The organism is Luteimonas rhizosphaericola (assembly GCF_029888045.1).
GTDB lineage: Bacteria > Pseudomonadota > Gammaproteobacteria > Xanthomonadales > Xanthomonadaceae > Luteimonas > Luteimonas rhizosphaericola.
This window is the reverse complement of record NZ_JARXRN010000021.1, coordinates 191441-211029: the sequence shown is the minus strand read 5'-3', so window position 1 is coordinate 211029 and position 19589 is coordinate 191441. Positions and strand designations below refer to the sequence as shown.

Annotated in this window: 20 protein-coding genes and 1 pseudogene; 10 read left to right on the top strand and 11 right to left on the bottom strand. The window is 72.0% G+C overall.

The annotated features are described in order from the left end of the window. Positions 1-328: 328 nt before the first annotated feature. The gene (locus QFW80_RS07375; protein WP_280600950.1) at positions 329-1711 is read right to left on the bottom strand and encodes an L-serine ammonia-lyase; all 1383 of its coding nucleotides are present in this window, start codon (positions 1709-1711) and stop codon (positions 329-331) included. Positions 1712-1845: 134 nt separating this feature from the next. On the opposite strand from QFW80_RS07375, the gene QFW80_RS07370 reads away from it, so the two are divergent. Both QFW80_RS07370 and QFW80_RS07365 read left to right on the top strand, forming a co-directional pair. Next, positions 1846-2073, top strand: a complete 228-nt coding sequence (locus QFW80_RS07370; RefSeq protein WP_280600949.1) for a glutaredoxin family protein — start codon at positions 1846-1848, stop codon at positions 2071-2073. Then, entirely contained in the window at positions 2070-2558 is a 489-nt protein-coding gene (locus QFW80_RS07365; protein WP_280600947.1) for a hypothetical protein, read from the top strand. Before QFW80_RS07370 ends, QFW80_RS07365 begins: the two co-directional genes overlap by 4 nt. Before the next feature lie 30 nt (positions 2559-2588). Here the strand turns inward: QFW80_RS07365 and QFW80_RS07360 are convergent, their stop codons facing one another. From QFW80_RS07360 to QFW80_RS07350, 3 genes and pseudogenes are all read right to left on the bottom strand, one after another. After that, complete coding sequence (locus QFW80_RS07360; protein WP_280600946.1) at positions 2589-3161, bottom strand: YceI family protein; 573 nt, start codon at positions 3159-3161, stop codon at positions 2589-2591. After that, positions 3151-3741 carry a cytochrome b gene (locus QFW80_RS07355; protein WP_280600945.1) on the bottom strand — a complete coding sequence of 197 codons (591 nt, stop codon included), beginning with the start codon at positions 3739-3741 and terminating at the stop codon, positions 3151-3153. The genes QFW80_RS07360 and QFW80_RS07355 overlap by 11 nt, the downstream gene beginning before the upstream one ends. A 137-nt stretch (positions 3742-3878) precedes the next feature. Continuing rightward, positions 3879-4535, bottom strand: a pseudogene (locus QFW80_RS07350) (YceI family protein); the annotation flags it as partial. Between the two features lie 182 nt (positions 4536-4717). Between QFW80_RS07350 and QFW80_RS07345 the strand changes: the two are divergent. Continuing rightward, complete coding sequence (locus tag QFW80_RS07345; RefSeq protein ID WP_280600944.1) at positions 4718-8299, top strand: sensor histidine kinase; 3582 nt, start codon at positions 4718-4720, stop codon at positions 8297-8299. Beyond that, on the top strand, positions 8296-9216 hold the full coding sequence (locus QFW80_RS07340; protein WP_280600942.1) for a hypothetical protein: 921 nt from the start codon (positions 8296-8298) through the stop codon (positions 9214-9216). Before QFW80_RS07345 ends, QFW80_RS07340 begins: the two co-directional genes overlap by 4 nt. A gap of 93 nt (positions 9217-9309) precedes the next feature. Here QFW80_RS07340 and hemE read toward each other — a convergent pair whose 3' ends face one another. From hemE to QFW80_RS07320, 4 genes are all read right to left on the bottom strand, one after another. After that, the gene (hemE, locus tag QFW80_RS07335; RefSeq protein WP_280600941.1) at positions 9310-10401 is read right to left on the bottom strand and encodes a uroporphyrinogen decarboxylase; all 1092 of its coding nucleotides are present in this window, start codon (positions 10399-10401) and stop codon (positions 9310-9312) included. A 160-nt stretch (positions 10402-10561) separates the two neighbouring features. Then, entirely contained in the window at positions 10562-10816 is a 255-nt protein-coding gene (locus QFW80_RS07330) for a WGR domain-containing protein (protein ID WP_280600940.1), read from the bottom strand. Between the two features lie 58 nt (positions 10817-10874). After that, positions 10875-11963: a 3-dehydroquinate synthase gene (gene aroB / locus QFW80_RS07325; RefSeq protein WP_280600939.1), complete on the bottom strand. Its 1089-nt coding sequence runs from the start codon at positions 11961-11963 to the stop codon at positions 10875-10877. Further along, the gene (locus QFW80_RS07320; protein ID WP_280600938.1) at positions 11960-12520 is read right to left on the bottom strand and encodes a shikimate kinase; all 561 of its coding nucleotides are present in this window, start codon (positions 12518-12520) and stop codon (positions 11960-11962) included. The genes aroB and QFW80_RS07320 overlap by 4 nt, the downstream gene beginning before the upstream one ends. 103 nt (positions 12521-12623) lie before the next feature. Between QFW80_RS07320 and QFW80_RS07315 the strand changes: the two genes are divergently transcribed. Continuing rightward, positions 12624-12827 carry a dodecin family protein gene (locus tag QFW80_RS07315; protein WP_280600937.1) on the top strand — a complete coding sequence of 68 codons (204 nt, stop codon included), beginning with the start codon at positions 12624-12626 and terminating at the stop codon, positions 12825-12827. Here the strand turns inward: QFW80_RS07315 and QFW80_RS07310 are convergent. Continuing rightward, positions 12808-13695 carry a kinase gene (locus tag QFW80_RS07310; RefSeq protein WP_280600936.1) on the bottom strand — a complete coding sequence of 296 codons (888 nt, stop codon included), beginning with the start codon at positions 13693-13695 and terminating at the stop codon, positions 12808-12810. The genes QFW80_RS07315 and QFW80_RS07310 overlap by 20 nt on opposite strands. 17 nt (positions 13696-13712) lie before the next feature. On the opposite strand from QFW80_RS07310, the gene pdxH reads away from it, so the two are divergent. From pdxH to QFW80_RS07295, 3 genes are read left to right on the top strand one after another with little or no spacing between them, the layout of a single operon-like run. Next, positions 13713-14315 (top strand): pyridoxamine 5'-phosphate oxidase, encoded by a 603-nt coding sequence (gene pdxH / locus QFW80_RS07305; RefSeq protein WP_280600935.1) that lies wholly within the window; start codon positions 13713-13715, stop codon positions 14313-14315. Positions 14316-14332: 17 nt separating this feature from the next. Beyond that, entirely contained in the window at positions 14333-14779 is a 447-nt protein-coding gene (gene aac(6'), locus QFW80_RS07300; protein ID WP_425603526.1) for an aminoglycoside 6'-N-acetyltransferase, read from the top strand. Next, positions 14776-15579 carry an ABC transporter substrate-binding protein gene (locus QFW80_RS07295; protein WP_280600931.1) on the top strand — a complete coding sequence of 268 codons (804 nt, stop codon included), beginning with the start codon at positions 14776-14778 and terminating at the stop codon, positions 15577-15579. The genes aac(6') and QFW80_RS07295 overlap by 4 nt, the downstream gene beginning before the upstream one ends. Here the strand turns inward: QFW80_RS07295 and QFW80_RS07290 are convergent. Together QFW80_RS07290 and proC are read right to left on the bottom strand one after the other, a co-directional pair. Next, the gene (locus QFW80_RS07290) at positions 15545-16057 is read right to left on the bottom strand and encodes a DUF4426 domain-containing protein (RefSeq protein WP_280600929.1); all 513 of its coding nucleotides are present in this window, start codon (positions 16055-16057) and stop codon (positions 15545-15547) included. The genes QFW80_RS07295 and QFW80_RS07290 overlap by 35 nt on opposite strands. Beyond that, complete coding sequence (gene proC / locus QFW80_RS07285; protein ID WP_280600928.1) at positions 16050-16895, bottom strand: pyrroline-5-carboxylate reductase; 846 nt, start codon at positions 16893-16895, stop codon at positions 16050-16052. Before proC ends, QFW80_RS07290 begins: the two co-directional genes overlap by 8 nt. Positions 16896-17277: 382 nt before the next feature. Between proC and QFW80_RS07280 the strand changes: the two genes are divergently transcribed. After that, positions 17278-18315, top strand: a complete 1038-nt coding sequence (locus QFW80_RS07280; protein ID WP_280600927.1) for a type IV pilus twitching motility protein PilT — start codon at positions 17278-17280, stop codon at positions 18313-18315. Between the two features lie 142 nt (positions 18316-18457). Further along, complete coding sequence (locus tag QFW80_RS07275) at positions 18458-19588, top strand: PilT/PilU family type 4a pilus ATPase (RefSeq protein WP_280579127.1); 1131 nt, start codon at positions 18458-18460, stop codon at positions 19586-19588. Position 19589 lies beyond the last annotated feature (1 nt).

The following is a 19589-nucleotide window of genomic DNA, read 5'->3' as shown; positions in this document are numbered from 1 at the left end:
ACCATGACACCGATGACCGGCCGCATCATTCGCGATCGATCGATGTCCGCCGCGTGTCCCGGCGTGGCGACGGGAAGGCGGCGACGGGCTGGCCGGGTGGCTCGAGCGTCGCGCCGCACGTGTCGGCAGATGTCGCGGCGCCCGCCAACAAGACGACGTGCGTGCGCCAGCGTCAGGGCAGGATGGACTGGTGCAACCGCCGAGCGTGGTGGATGCGTCTGGGGACGGACCTAACGTTCCGGCGGTCGACGCTGGCGCGGATCGTCGACCGCGAGTCGTCACGAACCGGGGCGCGCGGACGCCGCCGGCATGGTGATGCGTCGTGCGCTCAGCACTCGATGACGTTCACCGCCAGGCCGCCGCGCGAGGTTTCCTTGTACTTGTCCTGCATGTCGCGGCCGGTGTCGCGCATCGTCTTGATGACCTTGTCCAGCGACACCTTGTGCTTGCCGTCGCCGCGCAGCGCCATGCGGCTGGCGTTGATCGCCTTCACCGCGCCCATCGCGTTGCGCTCGATGCAGGGAATCTGCACCAGCCCGCCGATCGGGTCGCAGGTCAGGCCGAGGTTGTGTTCCATGCCGATCTCGGCGGCGTTCTCGACCTGGCTGGGCGTACCGCCCAGCGCGGCGGTCAGGCCGGCGGCGGCCATCGAACACGCCACGCCCACTTCGCCCTGGCAGCCGACCTCGGCGCCGCTGATCGACGCGTTCTCCTTGTAGAGGATGCCGACCGCGGCGGCGGTGAGCAGGAAGTCGAACACCCCGCGCTCGCTCGCACCCGGGCAGAAGCGATCGTAGTAGTGCAGTACCGCGGGCAGGATGCCGGCGGCGCCGTTGGTGGGCGCGGTGACCACGCGTCCGCCGGCCGCGTTCTCCTCGTTCACCGCCAGTGCGTACAGGTTCACCCAGTCGAGCACGGTGAGCGGATCGCGCATCGCCGCCTCCGGGCGCGTGCTCAGTTCCTTGTACAGCGAGGGCGCGCGGCGCGAGACGTGCAGGCCGCCGGGCAGGGTGCCTTCCTCGCGGATGCCGCGGGCCACGCAGGCCTGCATCGCGTCCCACAGCTCGCGCAGGCCGGAGAAGATGGCCTGCTCGCTGCGCCAGCTGGTCTCGTTCTCCAGCATCAGCTGCGCGATCGAGATGCCGGCCTCGCGCGCGCGCCGCAGCAGTTCGTCGCCGCTGGCGAACGGATGCGGCACCGGCGTGGTGTCGGCGACGATGCGGTCCTCCGCGGCCTCGTCGGCGTTGACCACGAAGCCGCCGCCGACGGAGTAGTAGTCGCGGCTGGCGATCTCCTGGCCGTCGCGATCGAATGCGGTGAAGCGCATGCCGTTGGTGTGGTGCGGCAGCTTCTGGCGCTTGTTCATCACCAGGTCGCGCTTCTCGTCGAACGCGATCGCGTGCGTGCCCTGCAGGCGGATGCGCCGCTCCGAGCGGATGCGTTCGAGCGCGGGCGGGATGATGTCCGGGTCGATGGCGTTCGGGTAGTGGCCCTCCAGGCCCATCAGCAGCGCCTTGTCGGTGCCGTGCCCGCGGCCGGTGAGCGCGAGCGAGCCGAACACCTCGGCGCGGATGCGCGCCACGTCGGCCAGGCGGCCGGGCGCGTCCAGCCAGCGCTCGACGAATCGCGCGGCCGCGCGCATCGGGCCGACGGTATGCGACGAGCTGGGTCCGATCCCGATCTTGTAGAGGTCGAAGGTGCTGACGGCCATGCGGTGCGCCCGCGGGCGGGGCGTGACGAGAGACGAAGTGCGGCTATTGTATTGGTTGCGCCCGAAACCGACGTGACGCGCCGCGTGCTGGCCGCCAGCGGTTATCGTGCCTGCGCCCCGATCCCGGACCGCCGATGGCCCGCACGATTCTCTACCAGCGCGACGACTGCCACCTGTGCGACCAGGCCATCGACCTGCTCGCACGGGCGCGGATGCCCGAGCCCGAGAGCGTGTTCATCGACGGCGACCCGGCGCTGGAGGCGCGCTACGGGGCGCGGGTGCCGGTGCTGCGGTGGGTCGACACCGGGAGGGAACTGGACTGGCCATTCGATCCGGTCGCGCTGCAGGCGCAGTCGCGATGAGGATGGCGGCGCTGGCGGCCTGGATGATGCTGGCGGGAGGCGCCATGGCGGACGAGGTGATCGCGAATGACGTGAACCTGGCCAAGCCGGGGCGCGACCCGGGCCGCTGGGCGGGCCTGACCGTGGGCGAGGCGGTGGAGGCATCGCAGGTCGAGCGGGTGATCCTGCTGCGCGCCGCCACCAGCGCACCCGCCGGGCTCGATCTGCGCAACGTGCGCCGCATGCTCGACCGCCACGCCGCCAGCCCGCTGCAGCCGCGCGAGGAGGCCTTCGCTCCGTGGCGCGTGCGCGACGGCACCTGGCACGCGCTGCTGCTGATGCGCGCCGGTGGCGTGGTCGAACTCGAGATCGGCGCGGGCCAGGGCGAAGGGCGCGCCTGCCTGCTGGCGGACGACGGCGCGCGCGGCTGCTTCGACCTCGCGCCGCGGACGGAAGGCGTTGTCGCGGATCCGGCGGCGGACCCCGACGCGCCGGCCGGCGACTGAGCCACCGGGCGCGCGCCGCGGCGCCGACGCTCAGCGCGCCGGTTGCAGGAACACGCGGGTGCTGATCGCCACTTCGTCAGGAATCGTGCCGGTGTCGGCCCAGTCGCCGCCGCCCACGCCGAACGCCAGCCGCTGCACGGTGGCCCGGCCGGCCAGCGTCGCCGGCGACCCCGGCGTCCAGGTGAAGGTGAGCGTGACCGGCTTGCTCACCCCGCGCAGGGTGAGGGTGCCGTCGGCGGCGTAGCGGTCGCCGCCGAGCGCGCGGAAGCGCTCGGCCACGTAGCGCGCCTGGGCGAACTTCGCCACGTCGAAGAAGTCGCTGCCCGACAGGGTCGAGTCGCGGTCGGCGTTGCCGGTGGCGGTGCCGGCCAGCTGGATGGTCACGTCCAGGCGCGCGGCGTCGAGGTCCTCGGGATCGAAGCTGAGCCGGGTGGCGAAATCGCCGAAGCGGCCGGTGAACACCTCGCCGTCGTACTTGGTGGCGAACACCAGCGATGAGCCCGGCGCCTGCACGTAGTCGGCGGCGGTGGCGGCGGTGGGCGCACCCATCACCGCCACCAGCATGGCGGCGACGGCGGCGGGGGAGGTCAGCTTAGGCGACATGGTCGGGATCCTGGCGGGGGAGGGAACGCGCACGGCGCGCGGGCAGCATGCGCGCGAGGGTGTCGTCGCGGCGGAACAGGTGGTGGTACAGGGCGGCGCCGGCGTGCAGCGCCACCAGTGCGACCAGCACCAGGAACAGGAGTTCGTGCGCGTCGTGCGCGCGGTCGGCCAGCCGTTCATCCGGGCCGGTGAGCTTGGGCACGTCGAACAGGCCGAAATAGCGGAACGGGCGCAGCCCGCTGGCCGAGTCGTACAGCCAGCCCGACAGCGGCATCGCCAGCGCCAGCGCGTACAGCGCCCAGTGCGTGCCCGAGGCGATCGCCGCCTGCCAGCGCGGCGTGCCGGGCACCGGTGCCGGCGCGCCCGCGTACAGCCGCCAGGCCAGGCGCAGCAGCATCAGCGCGAGCACCGTGACCCCCATCGACTTGTGCGCGGTGTAGACCCAGAAATACTTCGGCGTGCGCGGCAGTTCGTCCATGGTCAGGCCGACGATCGCCAGGCCCAGGATCAGCAGCACGATCAGCCAGTGGAAGGACTGGCTGACGGCGCCCCAGCGGTCGCGGGTGTTTTTCAGGCTCACGGCACGGGCTCCGGATCGGAGGGGCGGGGCGGGGCCGGTGGCGGTGACGCGTCGGCCGGCGGGTCGGGGTTCTCCGCGGCCTCGCGCGCGGCGGCGTCGGCGGCGTCGAACAGGTCGGTGGGCGCATCCGCGCCACTGGTGGCGTCGTCGGACGCCGCGTCGGCACCGGGTTCGGAATCGGCGTTGGCGTCGGCATCGGCGTCGGCGCGCGCGACGTTGCGCGTCCGCGTCGCCTCGGCCTCGATCCGCAGTTCCACCGCGTCGCCGATCATCGACTGCCAGGCGTCGATGCCGAAATCGGCGCGGCTCAGGATCGCGGTCGCCGAAAAGCCGACCGTGCGCCGGAACGGCGGCAGCGGATGGCGCCTGGCCGCGTTCAGCCGCACCTCCATCGCCACCTCGCGCTCGACGCCGCGCAGGCGGAGCTGGCCGAAGATGCGCGCGCGCTGCGCGTCGAGCGGTTCCACCCGGGTCGAGACGAACCGCGCCACCGGATGCGCCTCGGCATCGAGCAGTCCGCGCGCGAGCGTGGCGCGGTTCCAGGCCTCGTCGCCGAAGTCCAGGCACTCGAGCGGAAGGTCGACCTCCACCCGGGCGCCGCGCCAGTCGTCGGCGTCCGGATCGAACCACAGCGTGCCCTGCGCGCCCGAGAGCGTGCCCAGCGCGGTGGAGAACCCGGCGTGGTCGACCGCGACCAGCACCCGGGTGTGGACTGGATCGATCGCATAGGTATCGGGCTCGGCGCGAGCGGGCGTGGACAGCGCGGACAGCGCGAGCAGCAGCCACGGCAGCATGGACGGCAGGGGGCACGGGCGGGGCATGGGCGTGGCCGTGGCGGACGGGTCCATCAGCGTCGCATTCTAGGCTGCATGGCGCAGGCGGGCCGGGCTTGCGCCGGCAACGTTGCGTTGCGAGGATGCCCGGGCACGTGCCGGGGACGCCAGGGACAGGGGCACGACGGAACCGGGGAGGCCGGGTGCGGGCGATCGTCTGGACAGCATGGGCGTGGTGCCTGCTCGCGGCGTTGGCGGTGCACGCGCGAGCGCCCGCGGCAGGCGCGGGCGCCGTCACGACGCTCGCCGCGCCGCAGCTGCCGATGCCGCGCCAGCTCAGCGTCTACGACGGGCTGCCGTCCAACCGCATCAACGCGCTGGCCGAGGACCGCCAGGGCTACCTGTGGATCGCGACCCGCGACGGCCTGGCGCGCTACGACGGCGTGGGCTTTCGCGTCTGGCGGGTCGGCGACGGACTGCGCGACAACCACGTCTGGACCGTGTTCGTGGACGACCGCGACCGGGTCTGGGTCGGCACCCAGAACGCGGGCCTGTCGATGCTCGACGCACAGCGGCGCGGGTTCACCCACTACGACCGGGCCTCGCATCCGCAGATCGCCAGCAACGACGTCTGGTCGCTGGCGCAGACGCGCGACGGCGCGATCTGGTTCGGTACCTCCGACGGCGGCCTGCACCGGCTCGACGAGGCCGGCACCGTCACCCGCTTCGCGCCCGACGACGCCGATCCGCGCAGCCTGCCGTCGCCCGCGGTCACCTGGCTGCGGGTCGATGGCGACGGCCGCCTGTGGGTCGGCACCTTCCAGGGCGTGGCGCGCTGGGACGGCGACGGTTTCGAGCGGATGCTGCAGGACGTGCGTCCGAGCCCCGCGGTCAATGGCCTGGTGTTCGACGACGCCGGCGACCTGTGGATCGCGACCTCCGGCGCGGCCTACGTCCATCGCGCCGCCACCGGCCGCATCGACCCTGCGCCCTGGCGGGATCCGGTCCAGGGCCAGCCTGCGCTGGCCATGCTGGTGCAGGACCGCCAGGGCGCGCACTGGCTCGATACACGCAGCGGCCTGGCGATCGAGCGCGATGGTGTGGTCCAGGACGTGCCGCTGTACAGCAATACCAGCCGTGGGCTGGTGCGGCCATCGTGGTCGGCGGCGCTGGAGGACCGCGAGGGCGGTCTGTGGTTCGCCAGTTCGGAGACCGGCCTGTGGCACCTGCCGGCCAACTGGCGCAACTTCACCGTGCTGAGGCGCGACCTCGACGATCCCGCATCGCCCGGCAACGCGTTCGTCTACAGCGCCTCGCCGGCCCTGGATGGGGGCCTGTGGCTGGTGGGCACCGGCGGCGTACTCGACTGGCTCGACCCCGAGAGCGCCCGGGTCGAGCACCGGCTGTCGGGCGTGTGCGGCGATCTGCTGCCGTACGTGGTGCGGGAGATGCGCGACCGCAGCGTCTGGATCGGCTGCCCGGCCTCGCTCACCCGCTACGTGCCCGCGACCGGCGAGATCCGGCGCTGGCGGCACGGGGATGCCGTCGATCCCACCACCGCGCTGACGGTCACCGAACTGGCCGAAGAACCGGATGGGTCGGTCTGGCTGGGCTCCACCGACGTGCTGCAGCTGCGCGCGCCCGACGGTCGCCTGCGCCGGGTGGTGCGGGCCGGCGGCCCCGAAGGCTTCCCGATCAACAATGCGCTGCAGCAGATGTCGCACGGGCCCGACGGCGCGCTCTGGCTGGCGACCAGCGGCGGCCTGCTGATGTGGAACGCCGGCGAGCGCCGTTTCCAGCCGGTGCCGGGCGGCCCCGACTGGCAGGTGTTCGCGTTCGGCTTCGCGCCCGACGACACGGTCTGGGTGGCTGGCAACGGCGTGCTGATGTCCTACCGCTGGACCGGCGTGGAACTGGTGGCCGAGCGTACGGTCGACGCGCGACAGGGGCTGCCTGCGGTGGCGCCCGGCGCGCTGATTCCCGACGAGACCGGCGTGGTGTGGATGACCACGCCGCGTGGGTTGGTGCGCTACGACCCCCAGCGCGACCGGCTGCGCCTGTACAGCGTGCTCGACGGCCTGCCCAGCCAGCAGTTCAGCGACTTCCAGTTCCAGCCTTCCGCGCGCGGCTACATTGGCGCCGGCACGGCCGACGGACTGCTGCTGTTCCATCCCCGCCACGTGCAGGTGGGCGTGGGCGAACGCGCGCCGACCCTGGCGATCGAATCGGTCAGCGTGCGCCGCGGCGAGGAGCGGGTGGAGCTGTCGACCACCGACGCCAACGTGCTGCGGCACGACGACCGTGACCTGCGCGTGGCCGCGCGCCTGCTCTCGTTCACCGACGCGCATGCGCACCGCTACCGGTTCCGGCTGGCCGATTACGATCCGGACTGGGTCGAGGTGGACGCGGCCGGCGAGCGCATCTTCCCGAGCCTGCGCCACGGCGCCTACGTGCTGGACGTGCAGGCCAGGACCGCCGACGACGACTGGACGCCGTCGCTCACGCTGCGCTTCCGGATGCAGGAGCCGTGGTGGCGCACCCCCTGGGCGAAGGTGGGCTGGATCGTGGGCGCGCTGCTGCTGCTCGCGCTGCTGGCCGCGCAATACCGCGCGCGGCTCAAGCGCCGGCACGCCTGGTTGCTGGCCGAGCAGAAGCGCGACCTTGCCGAGCAGGCCTCGCTGGCGAAGACGCGGTTCCTGGCCACCCTGGGCCACGAGGTGCGCACGCCCATGACCGGCGTGCTGGGCATGAGCGAGCTGCTCGCCAGCACCGATCTCGATGCGCGCCAGCGCGGGCATGTGGAATCGATCCGCCGCGCCGGCGAGCACCTGCTGCGCCTGGTCAATGACGCCCTCGACCTGGCCCGGATCGAGGCCGACCGGCTCGAGCTCGACCTGCAGCCGTTCGACCTGCACGCGCTGATCCGGGACACCGTCGCCTTCAACGCGCCGCTGGCGCAGCAGCGCGGGCTCGCGCTCCACGGCACGATCGACGACGACGTCCCGCGCTGGGTGCTGGGCGATGCCGGGCGCGTGCGCCAGATCCTGCTCAACCTGCTCGGCAACGCGGTGAAGTTCACCGAGCGCGGCAGCGTAACCCTGACCGCGCAGGCGCGGCGTCCCGCGGGCGTGTGCCTGACCGTGCGCGACACCGGCCCCGGCCTCAACGACGAACAGAAGCAGCGCCTGTTCCGCCGCTTCGAACAGGCCGAGGGTGCGCGCACCACGGCGCGCTACGGCGGCAGCGGGCTGGGCCTGGCGATCTCGCAGGAACTGGCCGCGGCGATGGGCGGACGCATCGACATCGACAGCACGCCCGGCAGCGGCACCAGCTTCCTGGTGGAGCTGCCGCTGCAGGCCACCGGCGCGCCCGCCGGCGCGGACGCGGAGGACGCGTCCGCAGCCCCGGACCTGGCGCGCGAACTGTCGCTGCTGCTGGTCGAGGACGACGCCACCATCGCCCAGGTGATCACCGGCCTGCTGGAAGGCCAGGGACATCGCGTGTCGCGGGTGGCGCACGGCCTGGCCGCGCTCTCGGAGATCGCCACCCGGTCCTTCGATGCCGCGCTGCTCGATCTCGACCTGCCCGGCATCGACGGCCTGACCCTGGCCCAGCTGATGCGCGACCAGGGCTTCGCCGCGCCCCTGGTGGCGGTCACCGCGCGCGCCGACGGCGAGGCCGAGGCCGCCACCGAGCAGGCCGGCTTCGACGCGTTCCTGCGCAAGCCGGTCACCGGGGCGATGCTGGCGGACGTGCTCCTGCAGGTCGTGGGACACCGGGAATGATCCGCACCGTGGCGACGCGCGCAATCCGCATCCCGGGAATCCTGCTCGCAGTGACGCTGGCCGTTTCCTGCGCGGCATCCACCGCAGGGCAGCACATGCCGGCCCGGTCGCTCGACCGGTTCGAGGCGGTGATCGCCCATGCGCCGGATGTGGCGACCGATGTAGAACGGGCGCGCCAAGTGCTCCTGGCGTACCGGACCCTCGTCCAGCCCCTCGTCGCGAACGGGCCACGCTTGAGCGAGAGCGCAATGCAGCGGATGTTTGGCACGGTCTACGCGGCCTACTTCTATACGCTGTCGGATGAGGTCCTGGCGGATCTGGAAACCCCGTTCGATCAACTGCGATCGATGGACCGCGTCACGACCGAGGATGTGCGCCACTTTCATGGTGCGCTGGTGGGGGGCAGGCGCCTCGATCGGGCGAACGCCCTGGCTCAGGAGTTCGGAACCGGGGACGACCTCCCGCCGATGGTGGTCCGGATGGACGCTGCGGAGGGGCCACGCATCATCCGGTTCACGTCGGAAGAGACGGCGGTTGTGGAACCTTGGCAGGATCGGGGTCTCGCACTCCTGATGACCGCGCATCCCGGATGCGGCTTCAGTCGACGCGTGTTGGCCGCGATCCGTCAGGACGGGGCGCTCAGCCAATGGGTGGCGGCGCATGGCGTGCTGTTGGCACCCCAGGACCTGACCGGCGATCTTCGGGTGTATTCACGCTGGGCACTCGGCAACGCCGATCTACCGGTGCGGATTGCTTATCGGCGAGACGACTTCGGCTCCATCGACTCGTGGGCCACGCCGAACTTCTACGTTCTGAAGGATGGTGAAGTCATCGCCCGGCTGGAGGGGTGGCCGAAAGGACGGACCACCGCGTCGGTGAGGCAATTGCTGCAGACCGCGGGCGTGCGCATTCCATAGGAGTTGCGGCCCGGAACGGCAACTGCTCCAAGGGATCGCGAGCGAACGCAACCCCGGCACCCACGGCCCGCGTCCCCCGTGAGATGGCGCTGCCTAGCGCGCGCTGTACGCGTGCACCTCGTCGACCAGCACGGCGACGTGGTCGGGGTTCATGTCGGGGGACATGCCGTGGCCGAGGTTGAACACGTGGCCCTCGCGCGAGCCGCCGTTGCCGTCGCGGTAGCTGTCGAGCGCACGCCGCACCTCGCGGACGATCGCCTCGGGCTCGCCGTACAGGGTCGCGGGATCGAGGTTGCCCTGCAGCGCCACCCGGCCCTGCGTGCGGCGCACCGCCTCGCCCAGTTCGACCAGCCAGTCCACGCCGATGGCGTCGGCCCCGGTGGCGGCCAGCGCTTCGAGGTAGGCGGCGGTGCCCTTGCCGAACAGGATCAGCGGCACGCGTCCGGCGTCGGCGCCCGCGGCCGTCGCCGCGTCGCGCCCGAGCGCATCGGCGATGCGCTGCAGGTAGGGCAGCGAGAACTCGCGGTACATGGCCGGCGACAGCACGCCGCCCCAGGTGTCGAACACCTGCAGCGCCTGCGCGCCGGCGTCGCGCTGCGCCGACAGGTAGGCCACCACCGCGTCGGCGTTGACCGACAGCAGGCGGTGCAGGGTGTCCGGATCGTTGAGCGCCATCGCCTTGATGCGCGCGAAGTCCTTGCTGCCGCCGCCTTCGACCATGTAGCAGGCCAGCGTCCACGGGCTGCCGGAGAACCCGATCAGCGGCACCTTGCCGTCCAGCTCGCGGCGGATGACGCGCACCGCATCCATCACGTAGCGCAGCTCGGTCTCCATGTCGGGCACCGACAGCCGCGCGGCATCCTCGGCGCTGCGCACGGTGCGCTCGAACTTCGGGCCTTCGCCCTCCACGAAGTACAGGCCCAGGCCCATCGCGTCGGGGATGGTGAGGATGTCGGAGAACAGGATCGCCGCGTCCAGGTCGAAGCGGCGCAGCGGCTGCAGCGTCACCTCGCAGGCCAGGTCGGGATTCTTGGCCATGGCCAGGAAGCTGCCGGCCTGCTTGCGGGTGGCGCGGTATTCGGGCAGGTAGCGCCCGGCCTGGCGCATCAGCCACACGGGCGTGCGGTCCACGGGTTCGCGGCGCAGGGCGCGGAGGAAGCGGTCGTTCTGGAGCGGAGCGGTCATGGGGATCCGGATCCGGCCTGCGGGCCGGCAAAGCGAAGCGGGTGGGAAGATCGGCCGAGCACGCGGCGATTCGCACGCGGATGAGTCGGGCCGGGCGTCAGCGTGGCGTTCGCGGCCCAGGCGGGCGTCCGCCCCGGGCCGGCGGCAACGGCGGCCACGTTCACTTCGGCGCGCCCATGCCTTCGGCGTACATCAGCTGGAAGCCGCGCTTGAGCTGCGCGTCCCGCGCATGTTCGAGCGCGGCCAGCGCGCTGGCCTGGTCGAGGAACTGCTCGCGCCGCAGACTGCTGCGCCCCCCTGTCTGCCCGCTTTCGCGCAGCAGCGTCCAGCCGCCGAGCAGGTCGGGCTGCAGGGTCAGCTGCACGAAGCGCGGGGCTTCGCGGCCATCGGGGCGTTGTTGCAGGAGCAGGCGCATGGGGCGTGCATTGTACGGTGCGGGCCGCGCGCCACGGTCCGTCCGCCGTCCGGCCGCATCAGTCTCCGGCGAGCACCGCGCGGACCGTCGCTTCGGGCACGCCGGCCAGCACGCGCGCACGCCCGGCACCGTCCCACACGATGAAGCGCAGGCCGCCGGACTGGGCCTTCTTGTCCAGGCGCATGTGCGCCAGCAGGGCGTCGGCATCGAGCCCGGGCGGTGGCGACACCGGCAGGCCGAAGCGCTGGAGCAGGGCACGCAGGCGCGCGGTGTCCGCGGCCGGGGCCAGCCCCAGGCGCTCGGACAGGCGCGCGGCCTGGACCATGCCCACCGCGACCGCCTCGCCGTGGTTGAGCCCGCCGTAGCCCTGTCCGGTCTCGATCGCGTGGCCGAAGGTGTGGCCGAAGTTGAGCAGGGCGCGGTCGCCGTGTTCGTACGGATCCCGCTCGACGATCGCCGCCTTGTGCGCGCAACTGCGCGCGATGGCCTCGGCCAGTGCTGCGTCGTCGCCGGCCAGCAGCGCGTCGGCATTGGCCTCCAGCCAGTCGAGGAAGGGCGCATCGACGATCGCGCCGTACTTGACCACCTCGGCCAGGCCCGCGCGCAGCTCGCGTGGCGGCAGCGTGCGCAGCGCGCCGGTATCGGCCAGCACCGCGCGCGGCGGGTGGAACGCGCCGACCAGGTTCTTGCCCTGCGGCAGGTCGACCGCGGTCTTGCCGCCGACCGAGGAGTCGACCATCGCCAGCAGCGTGGTCGGCAGCTGCACGCAGTCGATGCCGCGCATCCACGCGGCGGCCGCGAATCCGGCGAGGTCGCCCACCACCCCACCGCCTAGCGCGTAGACGGTGGCGTCGCGGCGCAGCCCGGCTTCGGCGATCGCGGCGATCGCCTCGCCGAACCGCGCCAGGGTCTTGGACGCCTCGCCTGCGGGCAGCACCCAGTGGCCGATGCGTCCGCCGGGGCGCGCGCGCGACAGCGCCTCGACCACGCGCTGCAGGTACAGCGGCGCGACCTGGTCGTCGCTGATGACGAACGCGTCGCCGCGCAAGGTGCCGGCCAGCAGCGCCGTGTCGTCGAGCAGGCCCGGACCGATGCTGATGGTGTAGGGATGGGCGCCGCCGACGGCGACGCTGCGGGGCTGGATCATGCGATGCGTTCCTGGAGGCCGGCCCGTGGCGGACGCGTCCACTGGGCCTCGAGCAGTCGGGTGAGCTGGGCCGCCGCCTGCGGCGGGAACAGCGTGTCGGTGTCAAAGCACAGGTCGGCGACTTCGGCGTACAGCGGGGCGCGCTGCTCCGTCAGCCGGCGCAGCACCTGTTCGCGGTCGTCGCCGGCCAGCAGCGGGCGGCTGCGGTCGCGCGCCAGCCGGTCGAGCTGCCGCGCCAGGCTCACCTGCAGGTGGACCACGAACCCGCGCTCGCGCATGCGGCCGCGGTTGCCGGCATCGAGCACCGCGCCGCCGCCGGTGGCGATCACCACGCCCTCGCGCTGCAGCAGGTCGGCGAGGGTGGCGGCCTCGCGGGCGCGGAATCCGGCCTCGCCTTCGCACTCGAAGATGGTGGGGATGGACGCGCCGGTGCGCGCTTCGATCTCGCGATCGGCGTCGACGAAATCCAGCCCGAAGCGTCCGGCCAGGCGCCGGCCGATCGACGACTTGCCGGCGCCCATCGGGCCGACCAGCACCAGGTTGGGGGCGGGATTCATCCCGCGGATCGTAGCAGCGAACGCGGCGTGGCCGCTGCGTTAACAGCGCTGCGCGCAGTCTGTTTCAACCGCGACTGTTTCGTCGCGCAACCGGAGCAGGCTGATGGCCGTGGCCAAGATCATCGAACTCAACTCCTCCTCGAAAACCAGCGTCGAGGAGGCCGTGCGCACCGGCCTGAAGAAGGCGTCGGAGACGGTCAAGAACATCCAGGGCGCATGGCTCAACGAAACCAAGGTGGTCACCGACCCGGACGGCAACATCACCGAATGGCGCGTCAACATGCGGATCACGTTCGTCGTCGAGTGACGTCGGATTCGGGTCGCGCGCGGCTGCGCGGGTGCCGGCCCTGGCGCGTGATCAGCGCGCCCGTCGGCACCCGCGCACCATCGAGCGCGACGATCGCATCAGCGCGCTCAGGCAGGGTCCGCAGCAGCTCCCGGCTGACGCGCTCGAAATGCTGCACGAAGCGTTCGAGTGTCGGCCGCGTCATGCCCGGCGCCGTCGGGGGCACGCCCGCCGGCGCGCATTCCTGTTCCCAGCGCCAGCCGGGCACCACCTCGAAGCCGGGCGGCTGCAGGAACAGCAGGCGATCGATGCGCTGCCACAGCGTCGGATACGCCTGCGCCAGGGCGGTGTTGCAGTAGCGGCGCCAGCGTCCGTCGCGGTCCTCGTTGCGTTCCAGGGCATTGAGTGGCGCCCCGAGCGAGCGCTCGTCCTGGGGCGTGGCACCCAGGCACCAGCCTTCGAACACCACCAAATCCATGCGCTCGGCGGGCGCCCACGCTTCGCGCGGCAGGCGCCGGTCCGTGCGCTTGTCGAAGGCCGGAAGGCGGGTGGCGCTGCCCGCGCGCAGGGCGTCGAGCGTATCGAGCGCGAGCGTCAGATCGTGCGTGCCCGGCGGACCGCGCGTGCCCAGCAGCGGGTGCACCGCGCGCGCCAGCCGCTCGCGTTCGGGCCGATCCAGATAGAAGTCGTCCAGCGACAGGGCCGCCGCGCGCAGGCCACGCGTCGCGGCCGCGTCCACCAGTTGCGCCGCCAGCGTCGACTTGCCGGTGCCCTGCAGGCCGGAGATGCCGTAGACGCGGGCGCGCGCGGCGAGCGCGTCGTCCAGTACTGCGGACACGAACGGCGCGGGGAAGCCGGCGGCCGGGGCGGGATGCGCGGCAGGAGCCATCGCGCCACAATAGCCCAATGGACTGCGCAGACCTCCAGGCCGAAGCCCTGGCCACGTTCGACACCTTGTTCGCCGAGGCGCTGGCCGCCGGCGAACCCGACCGCACGGCGATGACCGTGGCCACCGCCTCGCGCGAGGGGCGGCCATCGGCGCGCACCGTGCTGCTCAAGCACCACGACGCGCGCGGCTTCGTCTTCTACACCCACCTGGACGGGCGCAAGGGGCTCGAGCTGCAGGCCAATCCGCACGCCGCGCTGCTGTTCCACTGGCCGCGCGTGCGCAGCGGGGTGCAGGTGCGGATCGAGGGCGAAGTGGCCACCGTGCCCGACGACGAGGCCGACGCGTATTTCGCCTCGCGCCCGCGCGGCAGCCAGCTTGGCGCCTGGGCGTCCAGGCAGTCGGAGACGCTGGAATCGCGCGAGGCCTTCGACCAGCGCGTCGCCGAACTCGAGCGCGAGTTCGAGGGGCGCGAGGTGCCGCGGCCGCCGCGCTGGACCGGCCTGCGCGTGCGCGCGGACCGGATCGAGTTCTGGTACGGCGCGCAGTTCCGCCTGCACGAGCGCTGGCTGTACGAATTCGATGTCACCGGCCAGTGCCGCAAGCGGATGCTGTATCCGTGAGCACGCCGGGCGTACGCATCCGCGCCGTCGATCCCGGGCGCGATGCGGCGCCTTGGGGAGCGCTGCGCGCGGCGCTGTGGCCGGACGAGGCGGGCGTCGATGGCGCGGACGATCTGGCCGAAGCCCTGGAGCCCGCCGACGACACCTGCGTGCTGCTGGCGATCGATCCGGATGCGACGCCCATCGGCCTGGTCGAGGCGCGCCTGCGGCGGGACTACGTCAACGGCGCCTCCACCTCGCCGGTCGGGTTTCTGGAGGCCTGGTATGTCGCGCCGGCATGGCGCGGCCGCGGCGTGGGGCGGATGCTCGTCGCCGGCGTCGAAGCCTGGGCGCGCGGGCGGGGCTGCAGCGAACTTGCATCCGACGCCCTGCTCAGGAACATCCCGGCGCACGCCGCGCACCTGGGCTGCGGGTTCGTGGAAACCGAGCGCGTGGTGTACTTCCTCAAGCGACTCGCGCCGTGACCCGCGGTCCGCGCCGCATCGTCTGCCTCACCGAGGAGCCGACCGAAGTCCTGTACGGGCTGGGCGAGCAGGACCGCATCGTCGGCATCAGCGGCTTCACCGTGCGTCCGGCGCGTGCCCGGCGCGAGAAACCGAAGGTCAGCGCGTTCACCAGCGCGAAGATCGACCGCATCCTCGACCTGCGCCCGGACTTCGTGGTGGGGTTCTCCGACATCCAGGCGGATATCGCCGCCACCCTGGTGCGGCACGGCGTGGAAGTGTGGATCGCCAACCACCGCAGCGTCGACGGCATCCTCGACTACATACGCCGGCTCGGCGCGCTGGTCGGCGCGGCCGCGCGCGCCGACGCCTGGGCGGGCGAACTCGCGCGCGGGCTGGAGGCGATCGAGCGCGAGTCCGCGGCGCTGCCCGCGCGCCCGCGCGTGTACTTCGAGGAATGGGACGAGCCGCTGATCACCGGCATCGCCTGGGTGGCCGAACTGGTGCGCATCGCCGGCGGCGACGACATCTTTCCGGAACTGTCCGCCGAACCGCTGGCGAAGGCGCGCATCCTGGCCGACGGCGGCCCGGTGATCGCGCGCGCGCCCGACATCATCCTCGGCTCGTGGTGCGGGAAGAAGTTCCGTCCCGACGCGGTCGCTGCGCGTCCCGGCTGGGACGCGATCCCGGCGGTGCGCGAGCGCGAACTGCACGAGATCCGTTCGCCGCTGATCCTGCAGCCCGGCCCCGCGGCGGTGACCGACGGCGTGCAGGCGATCGCCGCGATCATCCGCCGCTGGGCGGAAACACGTCGCGGCTGAAGCGCAGGATCGCCGGTCCCGGCGCGCCGTCCGCGTGCACGGTGATCTCGAATGCGAGCGTATCGGGCGGCGCCATGCGCAGGCTGCCGACATAGTCGATGAAGCCGTCGCTGCGCACCTCATGCAGCGCAATGTCCTGCCACACGCCGCGCAGGTCGCGGGCGCGGGCCCGGACGCGCGCGGGCACCGAGGTCTCGTCGGCCGCCGCGCCGCGGCGCACGCCGACCAGCAGCAGGTGCACGTTCCGCCCCGGCGTGACCCCGTAGCGCGCGGCGATCGCGTCGTTCAGGCCCGCCGTGGGCGCGAGGCTGGCGTGAATGCGCAGGTCGCCGTGCTGCAGTTCCGCCGGCAGGCGGGCGGCCTCGGCCTGCGCGGACAGGTCGGCGCGCGACGCGGGTTCGCCCCCGCAGGCGGCGACCGCCAGCGCGGCCAGGCAGGTCCAGGCGATCCGTCCGCCGCGATGCCGGCGCTCAGTCATGGGCCCGCGACAGCTCGCCGCCGCGCCGGGTCGCGGCGGCGATCGCCTGCGCCACCAGGGTGCGGAAGCCGCCGGCCTCGAAGGTCTCGATCGCGGCCTGGGTGGTGCCGTTGGGCGAGGTGACGCGCCGGCGCAGTTCGGCGGGCGCCTCGCCCGATTCGGTGAGCATGCGCGCCGCGCCCAGGATGGTCTGCAGCGCAAGCGTGCGCGCCGCCTCCGGGGGCAGGCCTTCCGCCACCGCCGCGTCTTCCATCGCTTCGGCCAGCAGGAACACGTAGGCCGGGCCGCTGCCGGAGGTGCCGGTGACCGCGTCCATCAGCGCCTCGTCGTCGATCCAGACCGTCTTCCCGGCGCTCGCGAGCAGGGCCTGCGCGGCAGCACGCCCGTCGGCATCGACCCGGGCGTTCGCGTGCAGCCCGGTCACGCCGGCGCCGAGCAGGGCCGGGGTGTTGGGCATCGCGCGCACCACCCCCGCGGCGCCGCCGAGCCAGCGTTCGAGCTGGGCGATGGTGATCCCGGCGGCGATCGAGACCACCAGCGGCCGGGTCGCCTGCGCGGCGTCCGCCAGCCCGGCGCAGACCTCGCGCATGACCTGCGGCTTGACTGCGAACACCCAGGTGCCGGCACCGTCGACCGCCTCGGCCGCGGTCGCGAACACCCGCACGCCCAGGTCCGCGGCCAGCGATTCGCGGACGGCGGCGACGGGCTCAGCGACGCGGATCGTGTCCGGCGCGCGGCCGCCCGTGACCAGCCCGCCGACCAGGCTGCGGGCCATGTTGCCGCCGCCGATGAAGGCGATCGGGGCAGCGTCGGGCGATCGGGGTGGATCTGCGGGCATGGCGTCGGGTCCGGACGAAGGCGGGCCGCCACCCTAACGCGTCGGCGGGTGCGCCCGCCAACCAGGCGGGCCAGCGCCCCGCGCCGCCGGGCGGACACCCGTCCACCACCCAGTGCATCGACGGGTCGGACGGGGGCGGGGCGCCGCGACGGGAAGAGGCGGGGCATGGCCCGACCGCGTGCCGTTCCACGTTTCAATCCCTTGCGCGAATGCCTGCACACGGTGGTCGCGCAAGTCCGGATATCCGCTTGAACAGGCAGGCGGAACCGCTGGAATTGTGATCCGCGTACAGGGCTATACTGCCGGTCGGGGATAGGCTTGCCGCCAGCGGTCCGGGGCGCGCGGCCGCATCACGTCAGATTGCAGTGCCAGGGGAGCATGCATGGATATCGCCGAACTGTTGGCGTTCTCGGTCAAGAACAAGGCCTCCGACCTCCATCTCTCGGCCGGCCTGCCGCCGATGATCCGGGTCGATGGCGACGTGCGGCGGATCAACATCCCGGCGCTGGAGCACAAGCAGGTGCACGCGCTGGTCTACGACATCATGTCGGACAAGCAGCGGCGCGACTTCGAGGAATTCCTCGAGACCGACTTCTCGTTCGAGATCCCCGGCCTCGCGCGCTTCCGCGTCAACGCGTTCAACCAGAACCGCGGCGCCGGCGCCGTGTTCCGCACGATTCCCTCCGAGGTGCTGACGCTGGAGGACCTGGGCTGCCCGCCGATCTTCCGCGAGCTCATCCAGCAGCCGCAGGGCCTGATCCTGGTGACCGGGCCGACCGGATCGGGCAAGTCGACCACGCTCGCGGCGATGCTCGACCACATCAACAAGAGCGAGTACGCGCACATCCTCTCGGTCGAGGATCCGATCGAGTTCGTGCACACCTCGCAGAAGTGCCTGATCAACCAGCGCGAGGTGCACCGCGACACCCACGGCTTCAGCGAGGCGCTGCGCTCGGCGCTGCGCGAGGATCCGGACATCATCCTGGTGGGCGAGTTGCGCGACCTGGAGACCATCCGCCTGGCGCTGACCGCCGCGGAAACCGGCCACCTCGTGTTCGGCACGCTGCACACCAGCTCGGCGGCCAAGACCATCGACCGCATCATCGACGTGTTCCCCGCCGGCGAGAAGCCGATGGTGCGTTCGATGCTGTCCGAATCGCTGCGCGCGGTGATCTCGCAGGCGCTGCTGAAGAAGGTGGGCGGTGGGCGTACGGCGGCTTGGGAAATCATGGTCGGCATCCCGGCGATCCGCAACCTGATCCGCGAGGACAAGGTGGCGCAGATGTACTCGGCGATCCAGACCGGCCAGCAGCACGGCATGATGACGCTTGACCAGCACCTGCAGGACCTGGTCAAGCGCGGCATGATCACGCGCCAGCAGGCCAAGGAATACGCGAAGGAGAAGCGCCTGTTCGAATGATCGTACAGGCGCGTGGACGGCGGTTCGTGATTCGTGATTCGCAAAAGCCGGGGTTCGACGTGAGCAGGTCAGGTGCGAGGGCGATCCGCCCCTCCGCACTGCCGACGGCCCGTCGCGAATCACGGCTCCGAAGGAGCCTCAAATGAGCAGCATCGATTTCACCTCGTTCCTCAAGCTGATGGCGCACCAGAAGGCGTCGGACCTGTTCATCACCGCGGGCATGCCGCCGTCGATGAAGGTGCACGGCAAGATCTCGCCGATCACCCAGAACCCGCTCACGCCGCAGCAGTCGCGCGACTTGGTGCTCAACGTGATGTCGCCGCCGCAGCGCGAGGAGTTCGAGAAGACCCACGAGTGCAACTTCGCCATCGGCGTGTCGGGCGTGGGCCGCTTCCGCGTGAGCTGCTTCTACCAGCGCAACCAGGTGGGCATGGTGCTGCGCCGGATCGAGACCAAGATCCCGACGGTCGAAGAGCTGAACCTGCCGCCGATCATCAAGACGCTGGCGATGACCAAGCGCGGCATCATCATCTTCGTCGGCGCCACCGGCACCGGCAAGTCGACCTCGCTGGCGGCGATGATCGGCTACCGCAACCAGAACTCGACCGGGCACATCATCACGATCGAGGACCCGATCGAGTTCGTGCACAAGCACGAGGGCTGCATCATCACCCAGCGCGAGGTCGGCATCGACACCGACAGCTGGGACAACGCGCTCAAGAACACCCTGCGCCAGGCGCCGGACGTGATCATGATCGGCGAGGTGCGCACCCGCGAAGGCATGGACCACGCCATCGCTTTCGCCGAGACCGGCCACCTGGTGCTGTGCACGCTGCATGCGAACAACGCCAACCAGGCGATGGACCGCATCATCAACTTCTTCCCCGAGGACCGCCGCAACCAGCTGCTGATGGACCTCTCGCTCAACCTCAAGGGCGTGGTCGCGCAGCAGCTGATCCCCACGCCCGACGGCAAGGCCCGCCGGGTGGCGATGGAGATCCTGCTCGGCACGCCGCTGGTGCAGGACTACATCCGCGACGGCGAGATCCACAAGCTCAAAGAGGTGATGAAGGAATCCACCAACCTCGGCATGAAGACCTTCGACCAGGCGCTGTTCGAGCTGTACCAGGCCGGCGAGATCTCCTACGAGGACGCGCTGCGCTACGCCGACTCGCAGAACGAGGTGCGCCTGAAGATCAAGCTCGCCCAGGGCGGCGACGCGCGCACCCTGTCGCAGGGGCTGGACGGGGTGGAGGTCGCGGAGGTCCGCTGAG